General features: G+C 68.9%; 19 protein-coding genes. 8 read left to right on the top strand and 11 right to left on the bottom strand.

Annotated elements, in window-relative coordinates:
* Positions 1–384 precede the first annotated feature (384 nt).
* Positions 385–3057 carry a DNA polymerase I gene (gene polA, locus ND450_RS42165; RefSeq protein WP_256557396.1) on the bottom strand — a complete coding sequence of 891 codons (2673 nt, stop codon included), beginning with the start codon at positions 3055–3057 and terminating at the stop codon, positions 385–387.
* A 106-nt stretch (positions 3058–3163) separates the two neighbouring features.
* Here polA and ND450_RS42160 point away from each other — a divergent pair, with 106 nt between their 5' ends.
* Complete coding sequence (locus tag ND450_RS42160; RefSeq protein WP_089923435.1) at positions 3164–3523, top strand: hotdog fold thioesterase; 360 nt, start codon at positions 3164–3166, stop codon at positions 3521–3523.
* A 77-nt stretch (positions 3524–3600) separates the two neighbouring features.
* Positions 3601–4773: a lipase family protein gene (locus ND450_RS42155; protein WP_253323568.1), complete on the top strand. Its 1173-nt coding sequence runs from the start codon at positions 3601–3603 to the stop codon at positions 4771–4773.
* Positions 4774–4828: 55 nt separating this feature from the next.
* Here ND450_RS42155 and ND450_RS42150 read toward each other — a convergent pair whose 3' ends face one another.
* From ND450_RS42150 to ND450_RS42130, 5 genes are all read right to left on the bottom strand, one after another.
* Positions 4829–5545: an ABC transporter ATP-binding protein gene (locus tag ND450_RS42150; RefSeq protein ID WP_253323567.1), complete on the bottom strand. Its 717-nt coding sequence runs from the start codon at positions 5543–5545 to the stop codon at positions 4829–4831.
* Complete coding sequence (locus ND450_RS42145; RefSeq protein ID WP_253323566.1) at positions 5542–6360, bottom strand: ABC transporter ATP-binding protein; 819 nt, start codon at positions 6358–6360, stop codon at positions 5542–5544. The genes ND450_RS42150 and ND450_RS42145 overlap by 4 nt, the downstream gene beginning before the upstream one ends.
* Positions 6357–8069 carry a branched-chain amino acid ABC transporter permease gene (locus tag ND450_RS42140; protein WP_089923422.1) on the bottom strand — a complete coding sequence of 571 codons (1713 nt, stop codon included), beginning with the start codon at positions 8067–8069 and terminating at the stop codon, positions 6357–6359. The genes ND450_RS42145 and ND450_RS42140 overlap by 4 nt, the downstream gene beginning before the upstream one ends.
* Positions 8066–8980, bottom strand: a complete 915-nt coding sequence (locus tag ND450_RS42135) for a branched-chain amino acid ABC transporter permease (protein WP_089923419.1) — start codon at positions 8978–8980, stop codon at positions 8066–8068. Before ND450_RS42135 ends, ND450_RS42140 begins: the two co-directional genes overlap by 4 nt.
* Positions 8981–9056: 76 nt before the next feature.
* A complete protein-coding gene (locus ND450_RS42130) occupies positions 9057–10283 on the bottom strand; it encodes a branched-chain amino acid ABC transporter substrate-binding protein (RefSeq protein WP_253323565.1) in 1227 nt (408 codons plus the stop codon).
* Between the two features lie 450 nt (positions 10284–10733).
* On the opposite strand from ND450_RS42130, the gene ND450_RS42125 reads away from it, so the two are divergent.
* Positions 10734–12140 (top strand): hypothetical protein, encoded by a 1407-nt coding sequence (locus ND450_RS42125; RefSeq protein WP_253323564.1) that lies wholly within the window; start codon positions 10734–10736, stop codon positions 12138–12140.
* A 1-nt stretch (position 12141) separates the two neighbouring features.
* Here the strand turns inward: ND450_RS42125 and ND450_RS42120 are convergent, their stop codons facing one another.
* The 4 genes from ND450_RS42120 to ND450_RS42105 all read right to left on the bottom strand — a co-directional run bounded on the left by ND450_RS42120 (position 12142) and on the right by ND450_RS42105 (position 14784).
* Positions 12142–12753, bottom strand: a complete 612-nt coding sequence (locus tag ND450_RS42120; RefSeq protein WP_089923408.1) for an ANTAR domain-containing response regulator — start codon at positions 12751–12753, stop codon at positions 12142–12144.
* 42 nt (positions 12754–12795) lie between these two features.
* Entirely contained in the window at positions 12796–13617 is an 822-nt protein-coding gene (locus ND450_RS42115) for a hypothetical protein (protein ID WP_253323563.1), read from the bottom strand.
* Between the two features lie 214 nt (positions 13618–13831).
* Entirely contained in the window at positions 13832–14374 is a 543-nt protein-coding gene (locus ND450_RS42110; protein ID WP_143091835.1) for a signal protein, read from the bottom strand.
* 56 nt (positions 14375–14430) lie between these two features.
* Complete coding sequence (locus ND450_RS42105) at positions 14431–14784, bottom strand: PLDc N-terminal domain-containing protein (RefSeq protein ID WP_253328142.1); 354 nt, start codon at positions 14782–14784, stop codon at positions 14431–14433.
* A 263-nt stretch (positions 14785–15047) separates the two neighbouring features.
* Here ND450_RS42105 and ND450_RS42100 point away from each other — a divergent pair, with 263 nt between their 5' ends.
* The 5 genes from ND450_RS42100 (at position 15048) to ND450_RS42080 (ending at position 19574) form a co-directional block, all read left to right on the top strand.
* Positions 15048–16634 (top strand): thiamine pyrophosphate-binding protein, encoded by a 1587-nt coding sequence (locus ND450_RS42100; RefSeq protein WP_253323562.1) that lies wholly within the window; start codon positions 15048–15050, stop codon positions 16632–16634.
* A gap of 28 nt (positions 16635–16662) precedes the next feature.
* The gene (locus ND450_RS42095) at positions 16663–17670 is read left to right on the top strand and encodes a glycosyltransferase family 39 protein (RefSeq protein ID WP_253323561.1); all 1008 of its coding nucleotides are present in this window, start codon (positions 16663–16665) and stop codon (positions 17668–17670) included.
* 405 nt (positions 17671–18075) lie between these two features.
* Positions 18076–18909, top strand: coding sequence for a helix-turn-helix transcriptional regulator (locus ND450_RS42090; protein WP_253323560.1), 834 nt, complete (start codon positions 18076–18078; stop codon positions 18907–18909).
* A gap of 12 nt (positions 18910–18921) precedes the next feature.
* A complete protein-coding gene (locus tag ND450_RS42085; protein ID WP_253323559.1) occupies positions 18922–19092 on the top strand; it encodes a DUF397 domain-containing protein in 171 nt (56 codons plus the stop codon).
* Positions 19089–19574 carry a DinB family protein gene (locus ND450_RS42080; protein WP_253323558.1) on the top strand — a complete coding sequence of 162 codons (486 nt, stop codon included), beginning with the start codon at positions 19089–19091 and terminating at the stop codon, positions 19572–19574. The genes ND450_RS42085 and ND450_RS42080 overlap by 4 nt, the downstream gene beginning before the upstream one ends.
* A gap of 28 nt (positions 19575–19602) precedes the next feature.
* On the opposite strand, the gene ND450_RS42075 is transcribed toward ND450_RS42080, so the two are convergent.
* The gene (locus ND450_RS42075; RefSeq protein ID WP_253323557.1) at positions 19603–20520 is read right to left on the bottom strand and encodes a LysR family transcriptional regulator; all 918 of its coding nucleotides are present in this window, start codon (positions 20518–20520) and stop codon (positions 19603–19605) included.
* Positions 20521–20531: the final 11 nt, after the last annotated feature.

The raw sequence follows: 20531 nt of genomic DNA, 5'->3' as shown, positions 1-20531 counted from the left end.
GAAACCCCTCAATTCCCTGGTGGGCCACGATTTCTGGGGCCGCCACCGGGTCTTGCGGCAAGCCCCACCGCGCGCTATGAGTTCCAATGGGGCAAGCGATTCCGCGACCGCCGCTCACGCGAGCGCCCCCATCAGCCCCGCCAGGCGGCCGTGCATCCCCCGCACTCAGCGATCGCGTCACCCAGCGCCCACGCTCGCGCAGTAGCCACGCCGCTCGCCCAGCCCACGCCGCTCACCCCACGCCGCACCATCCCACTCCCCGCCAGCGCGGCAGCCACCCATCCGCCACCTCACCAGACAGCACCCCACCCGCGCGCCCCCGGACAGCACTCAGCCCCGGCCGAGCCTGGGGCTCAACCGGGGCTGCGGGCCAAGCGGCTCGCCCTAGTGGGCGGCGTCGTCCCAGGAGCGGCCCACGCCGACCGACACCTCCAGCGGCACCCGCAGCTGGTAGGCGTTGCCCATCTGGTCGCGCACGAGGGCCTCGACAGCCTCGCGCTCGCCCTCGGCCACCTCGAGCACCAGTTCGTCGTGCACCTGCAGGAGCATGCGCGAGCGCAGGTCAGAGGACTCGAGTGCGCGGTAGACGCCCAGCATGGCCACCTTGATGATGTCCGCGGCGCTGCCCTGGATCGGGGCGTTGAGGGCCATGCGCTCGGCCATCTCGCGGCGCTGGCGGTTGTCCGACGTCAGGTCCGGCAGGTAGCGGCGGCGGCCGAGGACGGTCTCGGTGTAGCCGTCCTTGCGGGCCTTCTCGACGATCTCGTTGAGGTAGTCGCGCACGCCGCCGAAGCGGGCGAAGTACGCCTCCATCTGCTCGCGGGCCTCTTCGGTCGGGATGCGCAGCTGCTGCGACAGGCCGAACACCGACAGGCCGTAGGCCAGGCCGTACGACATCGCCTTGATGCGGCGGCGCATCTCGCCCGTCACCTCGGAGGTGGGGATCGAGAACGCCTGCGACGCCACGTAGGTGTGCAGGTCCTCGCCCGAGTTGAACGCCGCGATCAGGCCCTCGTCGCCGGACAGCGTGGCCATGATGCGCATCTCGATCTGGCTGTAGTCCGCGGTCATCAGCTCCGCGTAACCCTCGCCGACGACGAACGCCTGGCGGATGCGGCGGCCCTCGTCCGTGCGGATCGGGATGTTCTGCAGGTTCGGGTCCGTCGAGGACAGCCGGCCCGTGGCGGCGATCGTCTGGTGGAACGTCGTGTGGATGCGGCCGTCGTCGGCCACCGACTTCAGCAGTCCGTCCACAGTGGACTTCAGGCGCGTGACGTCGCGGTGCGAGAGCAGGTGCTGCAGGAATGGGTGTTCGGTCTGCTCGAACAGGTTCTGCAGCGCGTCGGCGTCCGTGGTGTAGCCGGTCTTGGTCTTCTTCGTCTTCGGCATGTTGAGCTCGTCGAAGAGGACCGTCTGCAGCTGCTTCGGGCTGCCGAGGTTGATCTCCTTGCCGATCACCGAGTACGCGTCCTGCGCCGCCTGCTTCACGCCGGCCGCGAAGTGCGCCTCCAGCTCCGAGAGGTGCTCGACGTCGATCGCGATGCCGACGGCCTCGACCTCGTCGAGCACGTTCATCAACGGCAGCTCGAGGTTCGCGAGCAGGTCGGCACCGCCGATCGTCACCAGTTCCTCGTCGAGCCGGTCGGCGAGCTCGGCGACGGCACGCGCGCGCAGGATCGTGCTCGTGGCGAGCTTCTGCGCCTCCTCGGACTCGTCGGAGAGCAACGACAGCTGGCCGTCACCGGACTCCTCGGCCCGCAGCTCGCGCTTGAGGTAGCGCAGCGCCAGGTCGTCCAGCGCGAACGAGCGCTGGCCGGGACGCACCAGGTAGGCGGCGAGCGCCGTGTCCGACGTCAGGCCGCGCAGCTTCCAGCCGCGGGCGCGCACCCGGCGCAGCGGCAGCTTCAGGTCGTGGCCCGCCTTGGCCACGGACTCGTCGGCGAGCCACGCGGCGAGCGCCTGCTCGTCGGCCTCGTTCAGCTGCGTGACGTCGACGTACCCGCCCTCACCGGTCGCCGTGCACAGCGCGACGCCCTCCAGGTCGGTCGTGATGCGCAACGCGACGCCGACCCTGCTCCCGCGGGCGTTCGCGTCGAGCCACTGCGCGAGCGTGCCCGCGGGGATCGCGCCGCCGGACACCTCGAAGCCCTCCTCGGCCTCCGGCTCGGCGGTCGACAGCGTCTGGAAGAGACGGTCGCGCAGGACGCGGAACTCCAGCTCGTCGAACAGCGCGTGCACGGCGTCGCGGTCCCACTGCTGCGCCTCGAGGCCGTCGATCGTGTACGGCAGCTCGACGTCCTTGATGAGCTCCGTGAGCTGGCGGTTCATGATGATGTTCGCCAGGTTGCCGCGCAGCGCCTCGCCGACCTTGCCCGGCACCTCGTCGATGCGGTCGACCAGCTCGTTCAGCCCGCCGAACTGGTTGAGCAGCTTGATGATCGTCTTCGGGCCGACGCCGGGGGTGTTCGGCAGGTTGTCCGACGAGTCGCCGCGCACCGCCGCGTAGTCCGCGTACTGGTCGGGCCGCACGCCGTGCTTCTCCTCGACGTACGCCGGGGTGAAGCGGCCCATCTCCGAGACGCCCTTGACCGGGTACAGCACCGTCACCTTGTCGTTGACCAGCTGGAACGCGTCGCGGTCGCCGGTGACGATCTCCACCTCGACGCCCTGCGCCACGGCCTGCGTGGTCAGGGTCGCGATGATGTCGTCCGCCTCGTAGTTCTCCTTCTCCATGGTCGGGATGGCCAGCGTGGCCAGCACGTCCTTGATGAGGGAGACCTGGCTGCGGAACTCGTCCGGCGTCTTCGAGCGACCGGCCTTGTACTCGGGGTACTGCTCGGAGCGGAACGTCTTGCGCGAGACGTCGAACGCCACCGCCACGTGCGTCGGCTTCTCGTCGCGCAGGATGTTGATCAACATGGACGTGAACCCGTACACGGCGTTCGTGACCTGGCCCGTCTTCGTCACGAAGTTCTCTGCGGGCAGGGCGTAGAACGCTCGGTAGGCCATCGAGTGACCGTCGATGAGCAGGAGCCGCTTCACGTCTGAGGTAGTCACGGGCCCGAGTCTAGGGTGGGGGTCTGACAGTTCTGCTTGAACCCTTGGAGCACGCGTGACCCCCGACCTGCCAATCGACTTCGCCGACGAGCAGTTGCACACCCGCATGGGCATCGAAATCACCCGATGGGATGTGCAGGAGATGATCGGCACGATGCCGGTGAAGGGCAACCGCCAGCCGTTCGGCCTGCTCCACGGCGGTGCGAACGCGGTGCTCGCCGAGCAACTGGGGTCCATCGCGTCCGCCATGCACGCCTCCGAACACGGCCTCATCGCACTCGGGCTCGAGCTGTCCTGCACCCACCACCGAGCGGCGCGCGAGGGGATCGTGACCGGTGTGGCACGGCCGATCCACCTCGGACGCAGCACGACCACGTACGAGATCGTGATCACCGACGAGGAGGGCAGGCGCACCTGCACCGCCCGCCTCACCTGCATCCTGCGCCCCAAGCCGCCGGGCGCCTGAGAACTGGGGAAAACCACACCTCTTCTGTGTGGCCAACCCCAGTGCGCTACCAAGATCAGCCCGAGATCGTGGTGCGCATGACCTTCACGACTCGACTGACAGCAGCGGTCCTGTGCGGCGCGCTGGTCGCGGCCACGGCCCCGGCCACCGCGTCGGCCCGCACGGCTCGCGGCGCGCTCCTCGACGTCGTCCCGGTGTCCACGGTGGACACCACCCAGCTGGTCAAGTACCTGGGGGACCACGCCCTGGACGCCTCGCGCGTCCGCTTCGCCGTGGAGGCGAAGCGCATCACCTACCGCACGATCGACGCCTTCGGCAGACCGACGACGGCGAGCGCGCTGATCGCCTTGCCGCGCAACGGAGACCGCACGCCGCGCCAGGCCACCTGGCTGCACGGCACCACGGGCTACCGAGGTTCCGTCGCGTCGGTGGCGGACGGCAACGACCGAGCCGCCACCTACCTCTTCGCCTCGGCGGGCTACCTGACCACGGCCCCGGACTACCTGGGCCTGGGCACCGGCCCCGGTTTTCACCCGTACGTGGACGCCAGGTCCACCGTCACGGCCTCGGTGGACGCCCTCCGCGCCGCCCGCGCCTACGCGTCGTCGAAGGGCCTGCGCCCGGACCGGCGCGTCATGATCACCGGCCACTCCCAGGGCGGCCACGCGGCCATGGCACTGGGCCGGGCCCTGCAGCACGGCGCCGACCCGCGCCTGGAGGTGGGCGCCCTGGCCCCGATAGGTGGCCCGTTCAAGCCGAGCCTGCTGGTGGCCAGGGCGCTGAACGACGATATCGCCAACGGCGTCGCATACATGGCGTACTGGACGGTGGCCTGGAACCGCCTCTTCCACCTCTACGACAGCCCGGCCGAGGTCTTCCGCGACCCGTCGATCGAGGCCCTGTTCGACGGCGAGCACCGCAACGAGGACATCTTCCCGCGCCTCCCGGCCACGATGCGGGATCTCCTGACCGACGGCTACTTCGCCCGCCTCCAGCACCCCACCGGCGTCCTGGAGGCGAAACTGCGCGAGGCAGACAGCACCTGCGACTGGCGCCCGGAGGTGCCCGTCACGCTCTACTCCTCGGCGGGCGACCGCGACACGCTCCTCGAGACGTCCGCGTACTGCGATCAGCGGCTGGAGCAGCGCCACGCCCGCGGCACGCTCGTCGACCTCGGCGCGGACGTGAACCACGGCAGGGCGGCCAAGCTGGCCCTGCCCCGGATCCTCGCCGACTTCGACCGCGCCTGAAACGGAAAGCGGGGCGGAGGACAAGTCCTCCGCCCCGCTCCCACGAACGAAACCCTCAGTGGGCCTCGCCCAGGTACGCGTCGCGCACCCGCTGGTCGGCCAGGAGCGAGTGCCCCGGACCGTCCAGGGTGGTCTTGCCGAGGTCGATCACGTAGCCGTGGTCCGACAACGCGAGCGCCGCCAGGGCGTTCTGCTCCACCAGGAGGATGGTGGTGCCGAGCGACTGCAGCTCCTTGATGGTGTCGAAGATCCGCTGCGTCATGATCGGCGAGAGGCCCATGGAGGGCTCGTCGAGCATCAGCAGGCGGGGCTTGGACATCATCGCGCGGCCGATGGCCAGCATCTGCTGCTCACCACCGGAGAAGAGGCCCGCCTTGTTGTGGCGGCGCTCTCCCAGGACGGGGAACAGCTCGTAAACGCGGTCCATGTCGGCCTGGACACCGTCGTCCTTGCGGACGTACGCGCCGAGCTGCAGGTTCTCCTCCACGGTCATACGCGGGAAGAGCCGGCGTCCCTCGGGCGAGTGCGAGATGCCCATGCCGAGGATGGCGTGGGCGGGCTCGCCGTGGATCTCCTTGCCCTGGAACCGGATGGAGCCGTTGGTCGGCCGCAACAGACCCGAGATGGTGCGCAGGGTCGTGGTCTTGCCCGCACCGTTCGAGCCGATCAGCGACACGATCTGGCCGGCCTCGACGGTGAACGAGATGTCGCGGACGGCCTCGATGGCGCCGTAGGCGACCGAGAGGTTGCGGACTTCGAGCAGCGCGGTCATGCCTGCTCCTCCTCAGCAGCAGCGGCGGCCTCGACGTCGTGCTGGACTTCCTCCGGCGGCTTGCCGAGGTAGGCCTCGACCACCCGCGGGTCCGCCCGCACGACCTCGGGGCTGCCCTCGACGAGCAGCTCGCCCTGCACGAGCACGGAGACCGAGTCGCACAGACCGAAGATGAACTTGATGTCGTGCTCGATGACCACGACGGACACACCCGTCTCGCGGATGCGGAAGATCAGCTGCTGCGTCGCTTCCGTCTCCTGCGGGTTCATGCCCGCGGTGGGCTCGTCCAGCAGCAGCACCGCCGGGTCGGTCGCGAGCGCACGCGCGATCTCCAGACGGCGCTGGTCGCCGTAGGGGAGGTTGCGCGAGAGCTCGTCGTCGACGCCGTTCAGGCCGACGAACGCGAGCAGCTCCCGCGACCGCTCGCGCGCCGCCTTCTCCCCGCGCTGGTAGGCGGGGCCGTGGAACAGCGAGGCCAGCGGGCCCTGCTTCATCCGGACGTGCCGGCCGACCATGACGTTCTCCAGCACGGTCATGCTGGGGAACAGGCGGATGTTCTGGAACGTGCGGGCCACGCCCGCGTCCGTCACCTTCGCCGGGTCGCCGGGCAGGACGTTGCCCTTGAGCAGCACCTGCCCGGTGGTCGGCGTGTACAGACCCGTCAGGCAGTTGAAGAAGGTGGTCTTCCCCGCGCCGTTCGGGCCGATGAGGCCGACGATCTTGCCTTCCTCGAGCGTCAGAGTGACGCCCTTCAACGCCTTGAGGCCACCGAAGACCATCGAGACGTCGCGCGCCTCCAAAACCGGCGTGCTCATGCCTTCTTCGCCTCCAAATGCGCCTCTTCGGCGTTCTCGTCGGCGCGTTCGACCATCTCAGCGCGCCTGTGCGCATCGGGGATCAGGCCGACCGGCCGGAACCGCATGATCAGGATCAGCGCGAGGCCGAAGATCATGAGGCGGTAGTCCTCGAAGTCCCGCAGCTTCTCGGGCAGCACGAACAGCAGCGCGGCACCGAGGACGGCGCCGGGGATCGAGCCCATGCCGCCGAGGATGACGGCCGCGAGCAGCGTGACCGACTCGAGGAACTTGAACGACTCGTACGAGACGGTGCCGTTCTTGTGCGCGAACACCGCGCCCGCGAGACCCGCGAGCATGGCGCCGATGAGGAACGCGAGGATCTTCATCTTGCCGGTGCGGATGCCCATCGCGCGGGCGGCGTCCTCGTCCTCGCGGATCGCGATCCAGGCACGGCCGATGCGGCTGAACTTGAGGTTCGCGAACACCGCCATCGTCGCCGCGACGAGCAGCACGATGAGGACGTAGTAGAGGACACCGGCGGGAAGCTTCACCGCGCCGATCGTGAACGACTTGTTGAACTCCGCCCCGAACAACGACAGCGCCGGGATGCCCGGGATGGCGTTGGAACCGTTGGTGAAGCCACCGATGTCGTTCTGCGCGGAGCGGGTGAAGATCTCACCGAACGCCAGCGTCACGATCGCCAGGTAGTCACCGCGGACCCGCAGCGTCGGCGAACCGACGATGGCGCCGAAGATGCCGGCCACGACCGCCGCGATGACGGCGGCGACGGGGAACGGCAGGTCGAAGCCGAAGTACGCGGTGGCGGCACCGGAGAAGTTCGCTGCCACGAGGGCACCGATGCCCATGAACGCCACGTACCCGAGGTCGAGCAGACCCGCGAGGCCGACGACGATGTTCAGGCCGATCGCGGTGGCGGCGTAGATGCCGATGTTCGCCGCGACCGTCATCCAGTACTCGTTGCCCGCCTCGGTGAACGGCAGCAGCAGCGCGCACGCGGCCAGCACGATCACGCTGAACACGCGGTGCTGCTCCGACAGGGCCGAGATCCAGCGGACGAACCCGACGCCGCTCAGCGCCGCCAGCAGACCGCCGGCGAAACCGAGGAACGACAGGAAGATCGCGCCCGCGTACGGGTTGGCCGAGCCGACGCCACCGGTGGTCAGCATCGCGGCGACGGCGTAGAGCACCGCGCCGAACGACACCAGCAGCACCAGGTACGCGACCGGCGTGGAGACCTTGAACTTCCACTCGCCCACCGGCTCGATGCCGATGCCGTAGCCCGCCAGGATCGTCAGCACACCGGCGACGAGGCCGACGATGCCACCGAACGCCGTGGCGCCGTCGAGGGCCGTCACGGCACCGAGGCCGCCACCCTTGACGGTGATGTACGCCGTGTTGACGAACGACACGAGCGTGAGGCCCCAGCCGAGCGCCCGGACGACGCGGCCCTTGGACGGGACCGGCGCGAAGGCGGCGACGAGGACGAGGACGCCCAGCACCAGCACGTGCCACCGGAAACCGGTGACCTGGAACGGCGCGTCGAAGAACTGCAGCGTCGACTTGTCGGGCCAGTTGCCGTCGTTGAGCGTGAACGTGACCCACGGCAGGAGTGCCGCGACGATGCCGAGCACACCACCGGCGGCCGCGAACGGCTTGCCGAGAGGCGCGAGCGCGGAGCGCTTCGCAGAGGTGTCGACCGTACTCATGCGCGCACCCTTTCCGGCTCACCGAACAGACCCTGCGGGCGGAAGACGAGCACGAGGATCAGCACGACGAAGATCCACACGTAGTCGTACTGGGTGCCGCCCGGCATGTACTGACCGGCCACGGTCTTGATCAGACCGATGATGAACGCGCCGATGACCGCGCCGCGGATGCTGCCGACGCCGCCCAGGACGGCCGCCGTGAAGGCGAAGATGCCGTTCTGGAAGCCCATGTCGATGTTGATGTTGTTCAGGTAGCCGCCGAACATGATGCCCGCGACACCGGCGAGCACGGCACCGATGATGAACGTCAGCACGATCACGCGGTCGGGGTTGACGCCCATGAGCTTCGCGGTGTCGGGGTCCTGCGCGGTGGCCCGCATCGCGCGGCCCATGCGGGACCGGTTGATGTAGGTCTGCAGGATGACCGCGAGGCCCACGGAGAGCACGACGAGCATGATGCCGGTCCACGAGATGTTGACCGAGCCGATCGTCAGGTTGCCCTCGGGGAAGACCTTCGGGTAGGGCAGGTTCGACTTGGCGTTCGGGTAGAAGACGCGCACAGCCTCCTGCAGGAACACGGACACGCCGAGCGCTGTGATCAGCGGTGCCAGCCGGGGCGCGTTGCGCAGCGGCCGGTAGGCGAACCGTTCCATGATCACGGCCACGACGACCGCCACCACGATGCCGCCGACGAACATGAGCGGCAGTGCCACGGCAGGCGACTTCTTGAGGTCGTCAGGAAGAAGCGTGAACGTGGCGAGGCCTCCGTACGAGGCCACCATGAAAACCTCGCCGTGAGCGAAGTTGATCAGCTGGATGATGCCGTACACCATCGTGTACCCGAGGGCGATCAGGGCGATCAACGCACCCTGAACGACCCCGTTGGCCAGCTGTTGGAGCAGGACTGACACGACTACCTCCGTAGACGGCGGGGGCGAGCAAACAACGCCCGCCCCCGCCGTGGCTCAATCAGTGACTAGGTAGCCGTCAGCCGGTGAACTCGCCGGTCTGAACGTCCTTCCACTTGCCGGACGTGACCGAGTAGACGGTCAGGACCTTGTTGGTGCTGTCGCCGTACTGGTCGAACTTGACGTTGCCGGTCGCGCCGGAGCCGGTGTAGGCGCCGACGTTGGTCAGCATGGCGTCACGCTTCGAGTCGTCCCAGGCGCCACCCTCGACGGTCTTGGCCAGACCACCGATGATCGCGTTCGCGGCGTCGTAGGAGAACGCACCGTAGGCGGCGTAGTCCTCCTTGCCGAACTTCGCCTTGTACGCGTCGACGAAGGCCTTGGCCGTGGCCAGGGACTCGGTCGGGGCACCGACGGAGGTGGCGAGGTCGCCCTCCTTGCCGCCGAGCTCGATGAACTTGCCGTCGTAGATGCCGTCGCCGCCCATCAGCGGAACGTCGAGACCGGCGTCCTTCATCTGCTTGGACAGCGGGCCGGCGACCGGGTACTCACCGCCGTAGTAGACGGCCTCCGGGCCGAGGGCCTTGATCTTGGCGATCACGCCGGAGAAGTCGGTGTCCTTCTCGCCGACCTTCTCGGAGCCGACGATCGTGCCACCCTTCTTGGTGACCTGCTTCGACAGCTCGGCCGCGAGGCCCTCACCGTAGGTCTTGCCGTCGGTGATGATCGCGATCTTCTTCTTGCCGGCCTTCTCGACGAGGTAGTTGGCCGCGTACGGGCCCTGCAGGTCGTCGGTGGTGCAGACGCGGAAGTAGTTCTCGAACTGGCGCTTCGGGGCCGTCAGGAAGTCGTTGCCCCTGGTGAGCGACGGGTTCGTGTTGGCGGGCGACACCTGGGGGATCTTCTTGTCCCGCAGGATCGGCTGCACGGTCTGGGCGACCGACGAGTTCAGCGTGCCGACGACACCGACGACGTTCGGGTCGGTCGACAGCTTCGTGGCGGCCTGGGCACCCTTGGCGGGGTTGGCCTCGTCGTCCTGGGCGGACACGGTCAGCTTGTAGCCCGGGACCGTGCACTTCTTGTTCGCCTCGTCCACGGCGAGCTCGGCGGACTGCTTGATGCCGACGCCGAGAGCGGACAGGTTCCCGGACAACGGGGCGACAACACCGACGGTCAGAGTGCCCTTCGACGTGTCGCAGCTGCCCCCGGTGGTGCCGCCGCCCTCGGTCTTGTTCGAGCCACAGGCTGCAAGAACAAGCAGCGAGGCGCCGACGATCGCTGCGGACTTCACAGAGTGCTTACGCACGTGATGTCCCTCCTATATCCCTGCTCCCGGCTACGCGAGATCTCCGCGCACCGCTCCATCACCCTCTCCTGAGGGATGGCCGGAACCTAGGCGATGACTGTGACCGCAGTCATCAAAGCCAATGGGCTCGTGACCATAACGCAACGCGGCGTTATGTTTCACTTAAGCAATGTCACAGACTGTAACCTTCGTTCACTCTTTGGACGGCTGCCATAACCTCGTCGTATGACTCCCCGTCGTCGGGTGATCGCAGTCGTGTGTACCGCGGCCGTAGTGGTGGCGGCTGTGCTGGCATTGCGCGAGTCCGATGATGCCTCGAAGAAGCCCAGCTCAGAAGCGGTTCGCTTAACTAAGTACACAGCAGATTTCGTCGAGGTTGCCCCTCGACCGGCTCCGCCCAGGCCTCCGTCCTCCGTATGGAGCAGCGGCGGACGGGTCCAATGGGCACCCGTGGACGGCGCGGCCGGGTACGAGGTGGACGGCCGGCTCGTCGCGTCGCCCGAGATCACGGGCTCCGGAACGCCGGAGGTGCGCGCGGTGGACGCCTTCGGGCAACGATCTTCACCGGTCAGGGCCGAGGAGCGCCCGAGCGACGACAGTTGGCGCCAGGCGGTCGACGGCTGGCTGGACGACTTCGACGACTCGTTCTTGGAACGCCGCTACCACCTGAGCGCCCGTGACGGCTGCGTCAACCCCGGATCGGGCTCCGGAGGGCGTCTCGTGCTCGACATGCCGTGCGGCGACGACACGGCCGTGCTGCGCGCACGGACGCCGTTGCGGCTGAGCGACTCGGGCGAACGGGGCCGGGTGGCCGTGGTGACGGACGCCGCCGGGCCGCGTGGAAGGCTCGTGCTGGACCTGGTGCCCGGAACGCCTGATCGACTCGGACCCATACCTCCCGCTGATGCGGTCCGGGTGGTCGTGGACGACTCCGTGGCGCCCGGAACGCGCGGAGCGGGCGTTCTGCATCGATTCGAAGCGGTGGTCACAGATAACGATGTGCGCGTCGTGCAAGATGGCGCCCAGATCGCGTCCGTGCCGGTGTCGCCGAAGTGGCGCGAGGCGAGCGTGCTGATCGGCGTGACGCCTCCGCCGGGCTATCCCGGACGCGTGGAGATCGATGCCGTGGGCATCACCGGGTCGCGCGGACCCGTGGACGAGGTGACCGAGACGTCCATCGTCGCGGGGACGCTGCGCGTGCTCGAACCCGAGGAGGAGGCGCCGGGCATCGGCACGGCGCGCGCACCACTGCGTGGGGCCCCTTCGGCGCGGTTGAGGACGACGGTGCGCCTCGGTGACGGCGGTGACCCGAACGGCCTGGTCGCGCAGCTCGGCACGGCGAGGGTGCCGTTGCGGCCGGTGGTGAGCGGCTGGTCGGCGGCGGAGGGCAGTGAGTTGACGCTGGTCGGCGAGGTGCCCGCCGAGCTGCTCACCCAGGACGGGGCCGACGCGCTGTCGCCGTTCGTGCTGCGCATGCCGGGCGCGTCGCAGGCGCAGGTGCTGGAGAGCTACTTCGAGGTGCCGCGCCCGTCTCCGGTGCGGCTGGAGAACGCCCCGCGGGAGCCGGCGCCCGTTTTGCCCGTGATGACGGCTGAGTTCGTCCGTGTGACCCCGAACGACGCGACGCTGGCGATCACCCTGGACGCCGCTCCGGCGCGTTCAGTGGCGCCGTTGGCGGGCTTCGAGGTGTACGTCGACAGCTCTCTCGCGGCGACCGTGCCGATTCCGGGCGGCGTCGGGGGCCGGCACGAGCTGCGGCTCGCGCTGAAGGGCGGCCACAACGTCGAAGTCCGCCTGCGCCCCGAGGAACCGGGGCGGCAGACGGACTCCGTGTGGCTCGAACTCAGCCGACGCTGACTCAGCCGAAGTTCTCGATGACGGCCTCTGCGACGGCCTTCATCGTCGTGCGGCGGTCCATGGCGGTGCGCTGCACCCAGCGGAACGCCTCCGGCTCGCTCAGACCCTGCTTGGTCATGAGGATGCCCTTGGCCCGCTCCACCGTCTTGCGGGTCTCCAGTCGCTCGGTGAGCCCGGCGACCTCCTGCTCCAGTGCGGCCAGCTCGTTGAACCGGCTCATCGCCAGCTCGATCGCGGGCACGAGGTCCCGCTTCGCGAACGGCTTGACCAGGTACGCCATCGCACCCGCGTCACGGGCGCGTTCGACCAGGTCGCGCTGGCTGAACGCGGTGAGGATCACGACGGGCGCGATCCTGTTGCCCGCGATGTGCTGCGCCGCCTCGATCCCGTCGACCTTGGGCATCTTGACGTCCAGGATCACCAGGTCGGGATCGAGCTCGGTCGCGAGCTTGATGGCCTCTTCACCATCTGCGGCCTCGCCCGCCACGTCGTAGCCCTCTTCGCGCAGCATCTCCACGAGGTCGAGGCGGATCAGAGCCTCGTCCTCGGCGACGAGCACGCGGGGGGCCTTGCGCGTGGCATCGGACTGGGCCTCGGCAGCCTGCTGGGTCACCGGGGTCCTCCTGACGATCGTTCCTGCGGGCGAAAGAGCAGTCTACCGGCGGTGAGGCCGCTGATCAGGCTCGGTGGCCGTGACGGCAGACACGAACTCCTCAGGCCACGGGTACGTGCGCAGGCCCTGCTCGACGTCCTCGGCCGGCGCGTCGATGCGGCGCAGCACGACCTGGCGGGTGGTCCCGAACTCCGGGTGGTCGAGCTTCCGCCTGATCTCGTCCTCGGCCGGGCCGCCGGCCCATTCGGCGAACCAGGCCCCGCCCATCGGGAGTGCTCGCAGCCAACTGGCGTCATGCCACAGGTGTACCCGGCGCAGCAGGGCACTCCCAGTGGCCGCTTCCGCGACCTCGTCCTCGTTGCCGCCGCCGTCGGTGTACTCGACGCCGCGGTGCTCGTGCATCCAGCGGACGTAGCGCATGCCGAGATCCCAGGCGTGCTCGTCGACCCCGGCCAGCACGACGCCGGCGTCACCGGTGGTCAGCTCGGCCGAGCGCCGGTACTGCCGGTGCTCGAGACCGGCGACGCCCATGCCGAAGCCGCCCTCGGTGCGCGGCAGCAGTTCGAACAGCAGCGGGCCGAGAGCCCTGTCGGTCAGGTGCAACCTGAGCGTCTCCCCCGGTTCCACGGTCCGGAACGCGTGGGTGGGCGTGACGATGCTCGCGGGCGGCATCAGCTGGAGCATGCTCGCCGCGGTACACCCGGCGAGCAGCACCTGCGCCTCGAGCCGGCGCTGGGCCTCGGTGGCCGCGTCGGGCAGCACCGGGCCCCCGTCGCGGACGGCCGGGACCGCCTGGGACAGGTTCTCGCCCGTGTAGGTGCGCCGGAGGTCGGCCAGCTGGTCCGTGGTGGACAGACGTGCCATGACAGCAGTCCTCGTTTCCGCCGCCCGGCTCGGCAAGACAAGGACGCATGTGTCACGCGTCTACGTGGTCTGTTCGCTTCGGTGAGCAGGAGTTGCTGAACACCGCGGCGGAGAACGCCGCTCACTGCCGGGGAGCGGCTCCAGCCTCACGTCTGCTCGGACGCCACGAACCACGTTACCGGATCGGCGCACCTGGTTTTCCCGCTCGGCGTTCCTAGTCGGCTCCGACGATCAGCTTGTACTTCACGTCGATCTCCTTGCCGCCGCCGGAGCCGCGGATCACGAGCTCGTGCTCACCGGAGGTGGGAGCGGGGATCCACGCGTACAGGCCGCAGCCGACCGAGTTGACCCGGCCGGTCTGGGCGCCGTAGGGGTTGCCCGCCCGCGCCTCGAAGGTGAACGGCGTGGCGGTCACCTTCGTGAGCGTCTGCGTCGAGCCGTCGAGGAGCACCTCGCCCTGCGCGCCCTTCATGAACGCCTCGCAGGAGGCGATGTCGCTCGCGAGGTTCACGGCCGGAGCGAGCAGCGGTTTGTCGGCGGGGACCCGGCACTGCCGCTCGACGGGACCCCCGCCGAGCGACCCGGCGAGCAGCCAGACGTCGACGGGCTGGTCGCGCATGCAGTAGCGCCCGGAGGTGTCGGACACCGGATTGGTGCCGGAGGGCTGGGTGGCCCAGGTCCACCAGCGCGCCTGGAAATCGGCCGGCGCCAGTTCGTCCGAAGTGGAGGGTTGCGGGGAAGGGGGTTGTGCCGCCATTTGCGCGTTTCCGCCACAACCGGCGAGCAGAACAACTAAGAACAGCAGGACTATCCTCACTGGTTCTCGCGTCCCTTGCGTCGTTGTTCCTCCGCGCGCTCTCGGCAGCGGCGCAGGAACTCCTGGTCGTCGTCTGCGTTCGTGGCCGCGAACCGCCCCGGCCGGTCGTACTCGGGATACGCGGGAGCACCGCGCTCCTGTGTCGCGAAACGCGCGCGTCCGGTCCCCACCGGACGCCCCGCGACGAGCCAGGCGATCGAGCCGACCAACGGGAACAGCAGGACCAGGAGAAGCCACAACACCTTCGGCAGGTTGCGAACGGAACCGTCGTCGGTGGTGATCACGTCCACCACGGCGAAAATCGTCAGTCCCAGCATCAGGACTCCGAACAGCCCTCCGAAGTACAGCATCTCCACCCCCAGGTCGTGCGGTCGCCGCACATCGTGGCACAAGAACAACTCAGTGCACATGGTTCACATGTCAATCACAGGCAGAAGAATTCGCGGACCGGGGGACAATTCAGGCCCTGAATGCGAAAAGCTCTCCCGAATTCCGTTCGGCACGATTCAGACGGCGTTGCCCGCCCGGAACGTTCACAGCGCCGCTGACGCTGAGCACCAGACCTCCTGCGCATCCGTTGCCCGGCCAGTGGGTGGGCCTTAGCGTCGATCGCATGTCCCAGGGTGCCGAGAGCTTGCTGGACGTGCTGGCCGCGCACGACGTCGAGGTGGTGTTCGGCCTGCCCGGGGTGCACAACCTCGCGATCTGGGAAGCGCTCCAACAGCGTCCGGGCATCCGCATGATCGGTGTGCGTCACGAGCAGACGGCGGTCTACGCGGCCGATGGCTACGCACGCTCCACGGGCAAGCTCGGCGTCGCGGTCGTGACCACCGGCCCCGGAGCGGCGAACACCCTGGGCGCCACGGGCGAGGCGTGGGCGTCCGGCAGCCCGGTGCTCGTGATCGCCACGGACATCCCCTCGACGCTCCGGCGGCCCGGCGTCCACCGCGGCGTGCTGCACGAGACGCGCGACCAGAAAGCCATGTTCACGCCGGTCACCAAGGTGGCGTTCGACGTGACGTCCGCCCACGACCTCGCCGCGTGCGCCGACAGGGCCGTCCAGCAGGCCTTGCAAAGCCCGCACGGCCCGGTCTACCTGGGCGTGCCAACGGACTTCCTCTCCACCGAAGTCCCGCACCACACCGTCACGAGGACCGAACCTGCTCACGCCGAGACCGACCTCACCGAAGCGGAGCAGCTCGTCGCCGCGGCCGAGAGGCCACTCATCTGGGCAGGCGGCGGTGCGGCGCGATCCGATGCGGGAGCCGCCATCAGCGCGTTGGCCGACAAGCTCCAGGCACCGATCATCACGACGTACGGAGCACGCGGCCTGACGGACAGCCCTCTCGTCGTGCGCGGTCCAGTGCACGCACCGCCCGTGGGCCAACTGTGGGACGACGCCGACCTCGTGATCGCGATCGGCACCGACTTCGACGGCATGATGACCCAGAACTGGTTGCAGCCGAAGCCGCGGACGCTGCTGGCCGTCAACATCGACAAGGCCGAGGCGAACAAGAACTACCCGGCCGACGTCACGCTCGAAGGCGACGCCGCCACCGTGACGTCGGCCCTCGCCGCGAAGGTGACCGCCAAGCAGGCCGCGGTCGACGTGGAGGCGGTCAACGCCGAAGTGCGCGCGCTGGCCGAAGCAGACTCCCCCGACGCGTCGAAGTTGTTGCGGGCGTTGGAAGGCACCGACGCCACGATCGTCGCCGACATGTGCATCCCCGGCTACTGGATCGGCGGCTTCCACCACGTCACCAGACCCCGCGGCCTCGCCTACCCGGTCGGCTGGGGCACGCTCGGCTTCGGTTTCCCGGCGGCCATCGGCGCGGCCGTCGAACACCGCACGATCGCGGTCGTAGGTGACGGAGGCTTCCTCTTCGCGTGCGGCGACCTCGCGACGTTGAAGCAGGAAGGCCTGCCGCTCACCATCGTGCTCGTCGACGACGGCGGCTACGGCATGCTCCGCTACGACCAGCAGATCGCGAACCACACCATCAGCGGCGTGGACCTGACCCGTCCCGACTTCGCCAAGCTGGCCGAGAGCTTCGGCATCCCGGCCGTCACCCTCTCCGGTTTCGACGACCTGAAGTCCGCGCTGGACGACGCCGAGGGCCCCAGCATGATCGTGGTGAACGCGAGCCTCAAACCCCCGATCAACACCTCCCCTCGCTGGTACCGCAGAACGTCCTCCTGATCACGGGAGCCCTCGGTACCGTCCGTCCATGAGACGTGGGCTGGTGATCGTGCTCGCCGTCCAGGCGGTGGTGCTGACCGCGTTGTCGGGCCGCTACGGCTTCCACCGCGACGAGCTCTACTTCATCGCGGCCGGCAAACGCCCCGACTGGGGCTACGTCGACCAGCCGCCGATCACCCCGCTCCTCGCCCACCTCACCACGGAGGTGTTCGGCGAGACCCCGCTCGGCCTCCGCGTGATCGCCACAGTTCTGGCACTCGGCATCACCGTCGTGGTCGCCCTCATCGCGGACGAACTGGGCGGCGGCACCACCTGCGCGGCCGCGGCCGCGGCGACGTCGACGTTCGTCCTCGCCGTGGGCCACATGCTCTCCACCGCCACCGTCGACCTGCTGGTCTGGGTGCTCCTCGCCTACTTCGCGATCAAGGTCCTGAAGACGCGCGACGGCCGCTGGTGGCTCGCCGTCGGCGCCACGGCCGGAATCGGCCTCGCCAACAAGTGGCTGCTGCTGTTGTTGCTGGCCTCCATGGCGATCGCCCTGCTCGCCGTGGGCCCCCGCGACGCCCTGCGCACCTGGTACCTCCCGGCTGGCATGGGTGTGTGCGCCGTGCTCGCCGCCCCGGTCGTCATCTGGCAGGCGCTGCACGACTTCCCGTTGCTCACCGTCGCCCAGGGCATCAGCGAGGACGACGGCGCCGAGAACCGCATCCTGTTCGTCCCCATGCAGATCGTGCTGCTGTCACCGCTGCTCGTACCGGTGTGGCTGCTCGGCTTCCGGAACCTGTGGCGCGACAGGACCTACCGCTCGATCGCACTCGCCTACCCGATCCTCTGCGCCCTGTGCCTCATCACCGGCGGCAAGCCGTACTACGCCGTCCCTCTCCTCCTCGTGCTGACGGCGGCAGGAGCCCGCCAAGCCCAGGAATGGCTGCTGCGACACAGGACCACCGGCAGCGCCATGGTCACCTCGAGCATCGTGCTCGCCGTGCTCGTCTCGTTGCCGATCCTGCCGCCGAGCGCCTTGCCCCGGTCGTAGCCATCAACCCGGAACAAGGCGAGCAGATCGGCTGGCGAGAACTGGCCCTGACCGTCCAGGACGCCTTCCTGGCGCACGACCGGCCCTGTCCTTCTACGACTGGGGACCTCCCCCGCCGGGCCCCTCGAAGGTGCTCCTGATCGGGTTCGACAACCCGCCGTTCACCGACTGCGAGATCATCGCCCAGCACCACAACCCCGTGGAAAACGAAGAAGACGGCACGGCGATAAGGCTGTGCACGGCCCCAACGGAACCATGGGAAACCCTCTGGCCGAAACTACGCCGCTACTACTGAAAGACCACCGCCCACTTAGGACGTTGGAGCTTCTCCAACACGAACCCCTCTTCGGCTGAACTTGCCCGAACACGTTGGAATCACACGATGTTTGGCCCTAGCTTCATTTCATGCCAAAGAGAGACTCCACGGTCCGAGGCCGAGAACTCGGCGCGGGCATACGCGCGGCCATCGAGAAGGCGGGCCTGACCGGACGCGGCGCCTCGCACCTCGCCGGCTGGGACCCCGCCAAGCTGTCCGACCTGATGAACGGCATGGGCGGCATCAGCGAACACGACCTCATCCGCCTGCTGGGCGTCTGCCGCACCCCGCTGGAGGAGTCCGACCACCTGCTGACGATGTTCAGGGAGGCCGACCGGTCGGGCTGGCTCCAGATCCACGGCGAGCGCTCACCCGGCTGGCCACGCACCCTCGGCGACAACGAGAAGGTCGCCACCGAGATCATCCACTGGAGCACGCACCTCATCCCGGGCCTGCTCCAGCTCCCGGACTACCTGCGCGCGCTGATCGCGGGAAACCCCAACTCCCCCGCCGAGGAGGCCGACGAACGCGTCGCCACCCGGACCGCGCGCCAGCAACACCTCATCAACCGGCACTGCGCCATGACCTTCTACATCCACGAACAGGCCCTGCACCTCCCCATCGGCAGCCCCGAGCTCATGTCGGACCAGCTCGACCACGTGATGACCATGGGTCGCCGCTCGTACATCACCTACCGGATCGTGCCCACGTCCACCGGGGCGCATGCCGGCACAGCGGGCTCCTTCACCTTCCTGAAGTTCGACGCGCTGAAGCCCGTCGTCTTCATCGACGCCGAGAACCACGGCGTCTACCTGGACGACAAAGCCTCCGTCGAGGCCTACTCGCGCATCCTGATGGCCCTCGATCGAACCGCTCTGAGCGTGGAAGAATCGAAGGAGTTGATCAACGGCATCATCTCCTGAGGAGCCAGTCGCATGATCGAATGGCGCAAGAGCACCTACAGCCCCAACGGCACCGACTGCGTGGAGGTCGGACACGGCGTCGGAGTCCGCGACAGCAAGGCTCCCACCACCCACCTCGCACTCGGACCGGCCGCGTGGTCCGCGTTCCTCACCGCCGCGAAGGCTGACAAACTCACCCGGTGACCCGAACCTGGCCCGAGAAGAAGGCCGCCGACGAGGCCGTGCTCGCCTGGGAGTTCCTGGACTTCCTCCGCAAGACCGCCGTGCTGAAGGTCGACGGGCTGACCCGCGCACAGGCAGCCGCGGCCCCGATCAGCACGTCCCCGAAGCTGACGGCGTTGGGCGTGCTCAAACACCTGACCGCCGTCGAGCGGTACTGGCTGTGCATCGCGGGCGCGGGCCTCGACCTGCCGTCGCTGTGGAAGGGCGACCCGGACCCGTCCTGGGACCTCGCGGACGGCGACACACCGGCATCGCTCATCGAGGCCTACCGCCAGGAGTGGGCGAACGCCGAGGCGGTGAAGAAGCTCGACCCCGACGCGACGGCGGCGGACGGCGAACGCACCGTGCGCTGGATCCTCGCCCACGTGGCGCAGGAGACCGCACGGCACGTCGGCCACCTCGACCTGCTGCGCGAACTCGCCGACGGTCAGACCGGCGAGTGATCGCAAGCCGGCCCGGCGGAGTTGAGCGTCACGGCTGGTGCGTGTGCCCGACCGCGGCGTTGCGGCAGACCTCCTGAAGCGCGGTCACCGCGTCGCGCAGCAGCGGGTTGGTGTTCGCCGTGCGGTGGACGACGTGCACGTGCCTGCGCAACGGCCTGTGCCGCAACGGCATGGCGTGCGTGCCGGGCAGCTCCTTGTGCCCGAGCGCGGGCACGAGTGCGACGCCGACAGCCGCGGCCACGAGCGACTGCACGACCTCGTAGTCGTTGCTCCGGAAGGCGATCCGGGGAGCGAACCCCGCCGCCGCGCAGAGCCGGGTCAGGCAGGTGGCACCGGCCGTGCCGTCGCGTGACGCGATCCAGCGTTCGTCCTTCAGGTCTTCGAGCTTGACGTTGTTCTTCGCGGCCTGGTGCCCGGACGGCACCATCACCAGGAGCGACTCGTCCAGCAACGGCAGCACGGTCAGCTCTTCCGGCCACGTGCGCGGGACGAGGTCGTACGCGTAGACCAGCGCCACGTCGAGCTCGCCGGTCAGGACGAGCGGCAGCACGTCGTCCGGCTCCGCCTCGTCCAGGCGGATCTCGGCGCCCGGCAGCTCGGCCTGCAGCCTCGCCAGCGCCTTCGGCACGATCCGCGCGCTCGCGGTGGGGAACGTGCCGATCCGCAGGCGCCCCCGCAGGCCCTGGACCATCGCCTTCACCTCGTGCTCGAACCCGTCGAGCGCGGCGAGCAGCTCACCGCCGCGATCAGCGATGAGCAGGGCCGCACCGGCCGGCCTGATCGAGTGGGCCTCGCGCTCGAACAGCGTCACGCCGACGGCCCTCTCGAACGCCGAGATCTGCTGCGACACGGCCGACGACGTGTAGCCGAGCCGACGGGCGGCCTCGGCGAAGGACCCCGTCTTCACGACCTCGACGAGCGTGCGGAGATGAACCGGGTTCAGCACCAGGACAGCTT

Source organism: Lentzea sp. HUAS12 (genome assembly GCF_024125735.1).
Taxonomy (GTDB): Bacteria; Actinomycetota; Actinomycetes; order Mycobacteriales; family Pseudonocardiaceae; genus Lentzea; species Lentzea albida.
Note: the sequence above shows the minus strand (reverse complement) of the source record. Positions and strands in the feature narration are given on the sequence as shown.

Bases quoted from the DNA above. Each gene is read 5' to 3' on its own strand.
- ND450_RS42160 (WP_089923435.1), top strand. From the start codon at position 3,164: ATGGGCATCGAAATCACCCGATGGGATGTGCAGGAGATGATCGGCACG.
- ND450_RS42100 (WP_253323562.1), top strand. From the start codon at position 15,048: ATGTCCCAGGGTGCCGAGAGCTTGCTGGACGTGCTGGCCGCGCACGAC.
- ND450_RS42105 (WP_253328142.1), bottom strand. From the start codon at position 14,784: ATGCTGTACTTCGGAGGGCTGTTCGGAGTCCTGATGCTGGGACTGACG.
- ND450_RS42145 (WP_253323566.1), bottom strand. From the start codon at position 6,360: ATGAGCACGCCGGTTTTGGAGGCGCGCGACGTCTCGATGGTCTTCGGT.
- ND450_RS42085 (WP_253323559.1), top strand. From the start codon at position 18,922: ATGATCGAATGGCGCAAGAGCACCTACAGCCCCAACGGCACCGACTGC.
- ND450_RS42095 (WP_253323561.1), top strand. From the start codon at position 16,663: ATGAGACGTGGGCTGGTGATCGTGCTCGCCGTCCAGGCGGTGGTGCTG.
- ND450_RS42090 (WP_253323560.1), top strand. From the start codon at position 18,076: ATGCCAAAGAGAGACTCCACGGTCCGAGGCCGAGAACTCGGCGCGGGC.
- ND450_RS42110 (WP_143091835.1), bottom strand. From the start codon at position 14,374: ATGGCGGCACAACCCCCTTCCCCGCAACCCTCCACTTCGGACGAACTG.
- ND450_RS42155 (WP_253323568.1), top strand. From the start codon at position 3,601: ATGACCTTCACGACTCGACTGACAGCAGCGGTCCTGTGCGGCGCGCTG.
- ND450_RS42115 (WP_253323563.1), bottom strand. From the start codon at position 13,617: ATGGCACGTCTGTCCACCACGGACCAGCTGGCCGACCTCCGGCGCACC.
- ND450_RS42150 (WP_253323567.1), bottom strand. From the start codon at position 5,545: ATGACCGCGCTGCTCGAAGTCCGCAACCTCTCGGTCGCCTACGGCGCC.
- ND450_RS42140 (WP_089923422.1), bottom strand. From the start codon at position 8,069: ATGAGTACGGTCGACACCTCTGCGAAGCGCTCCGCGCTCGCGCCTCTC.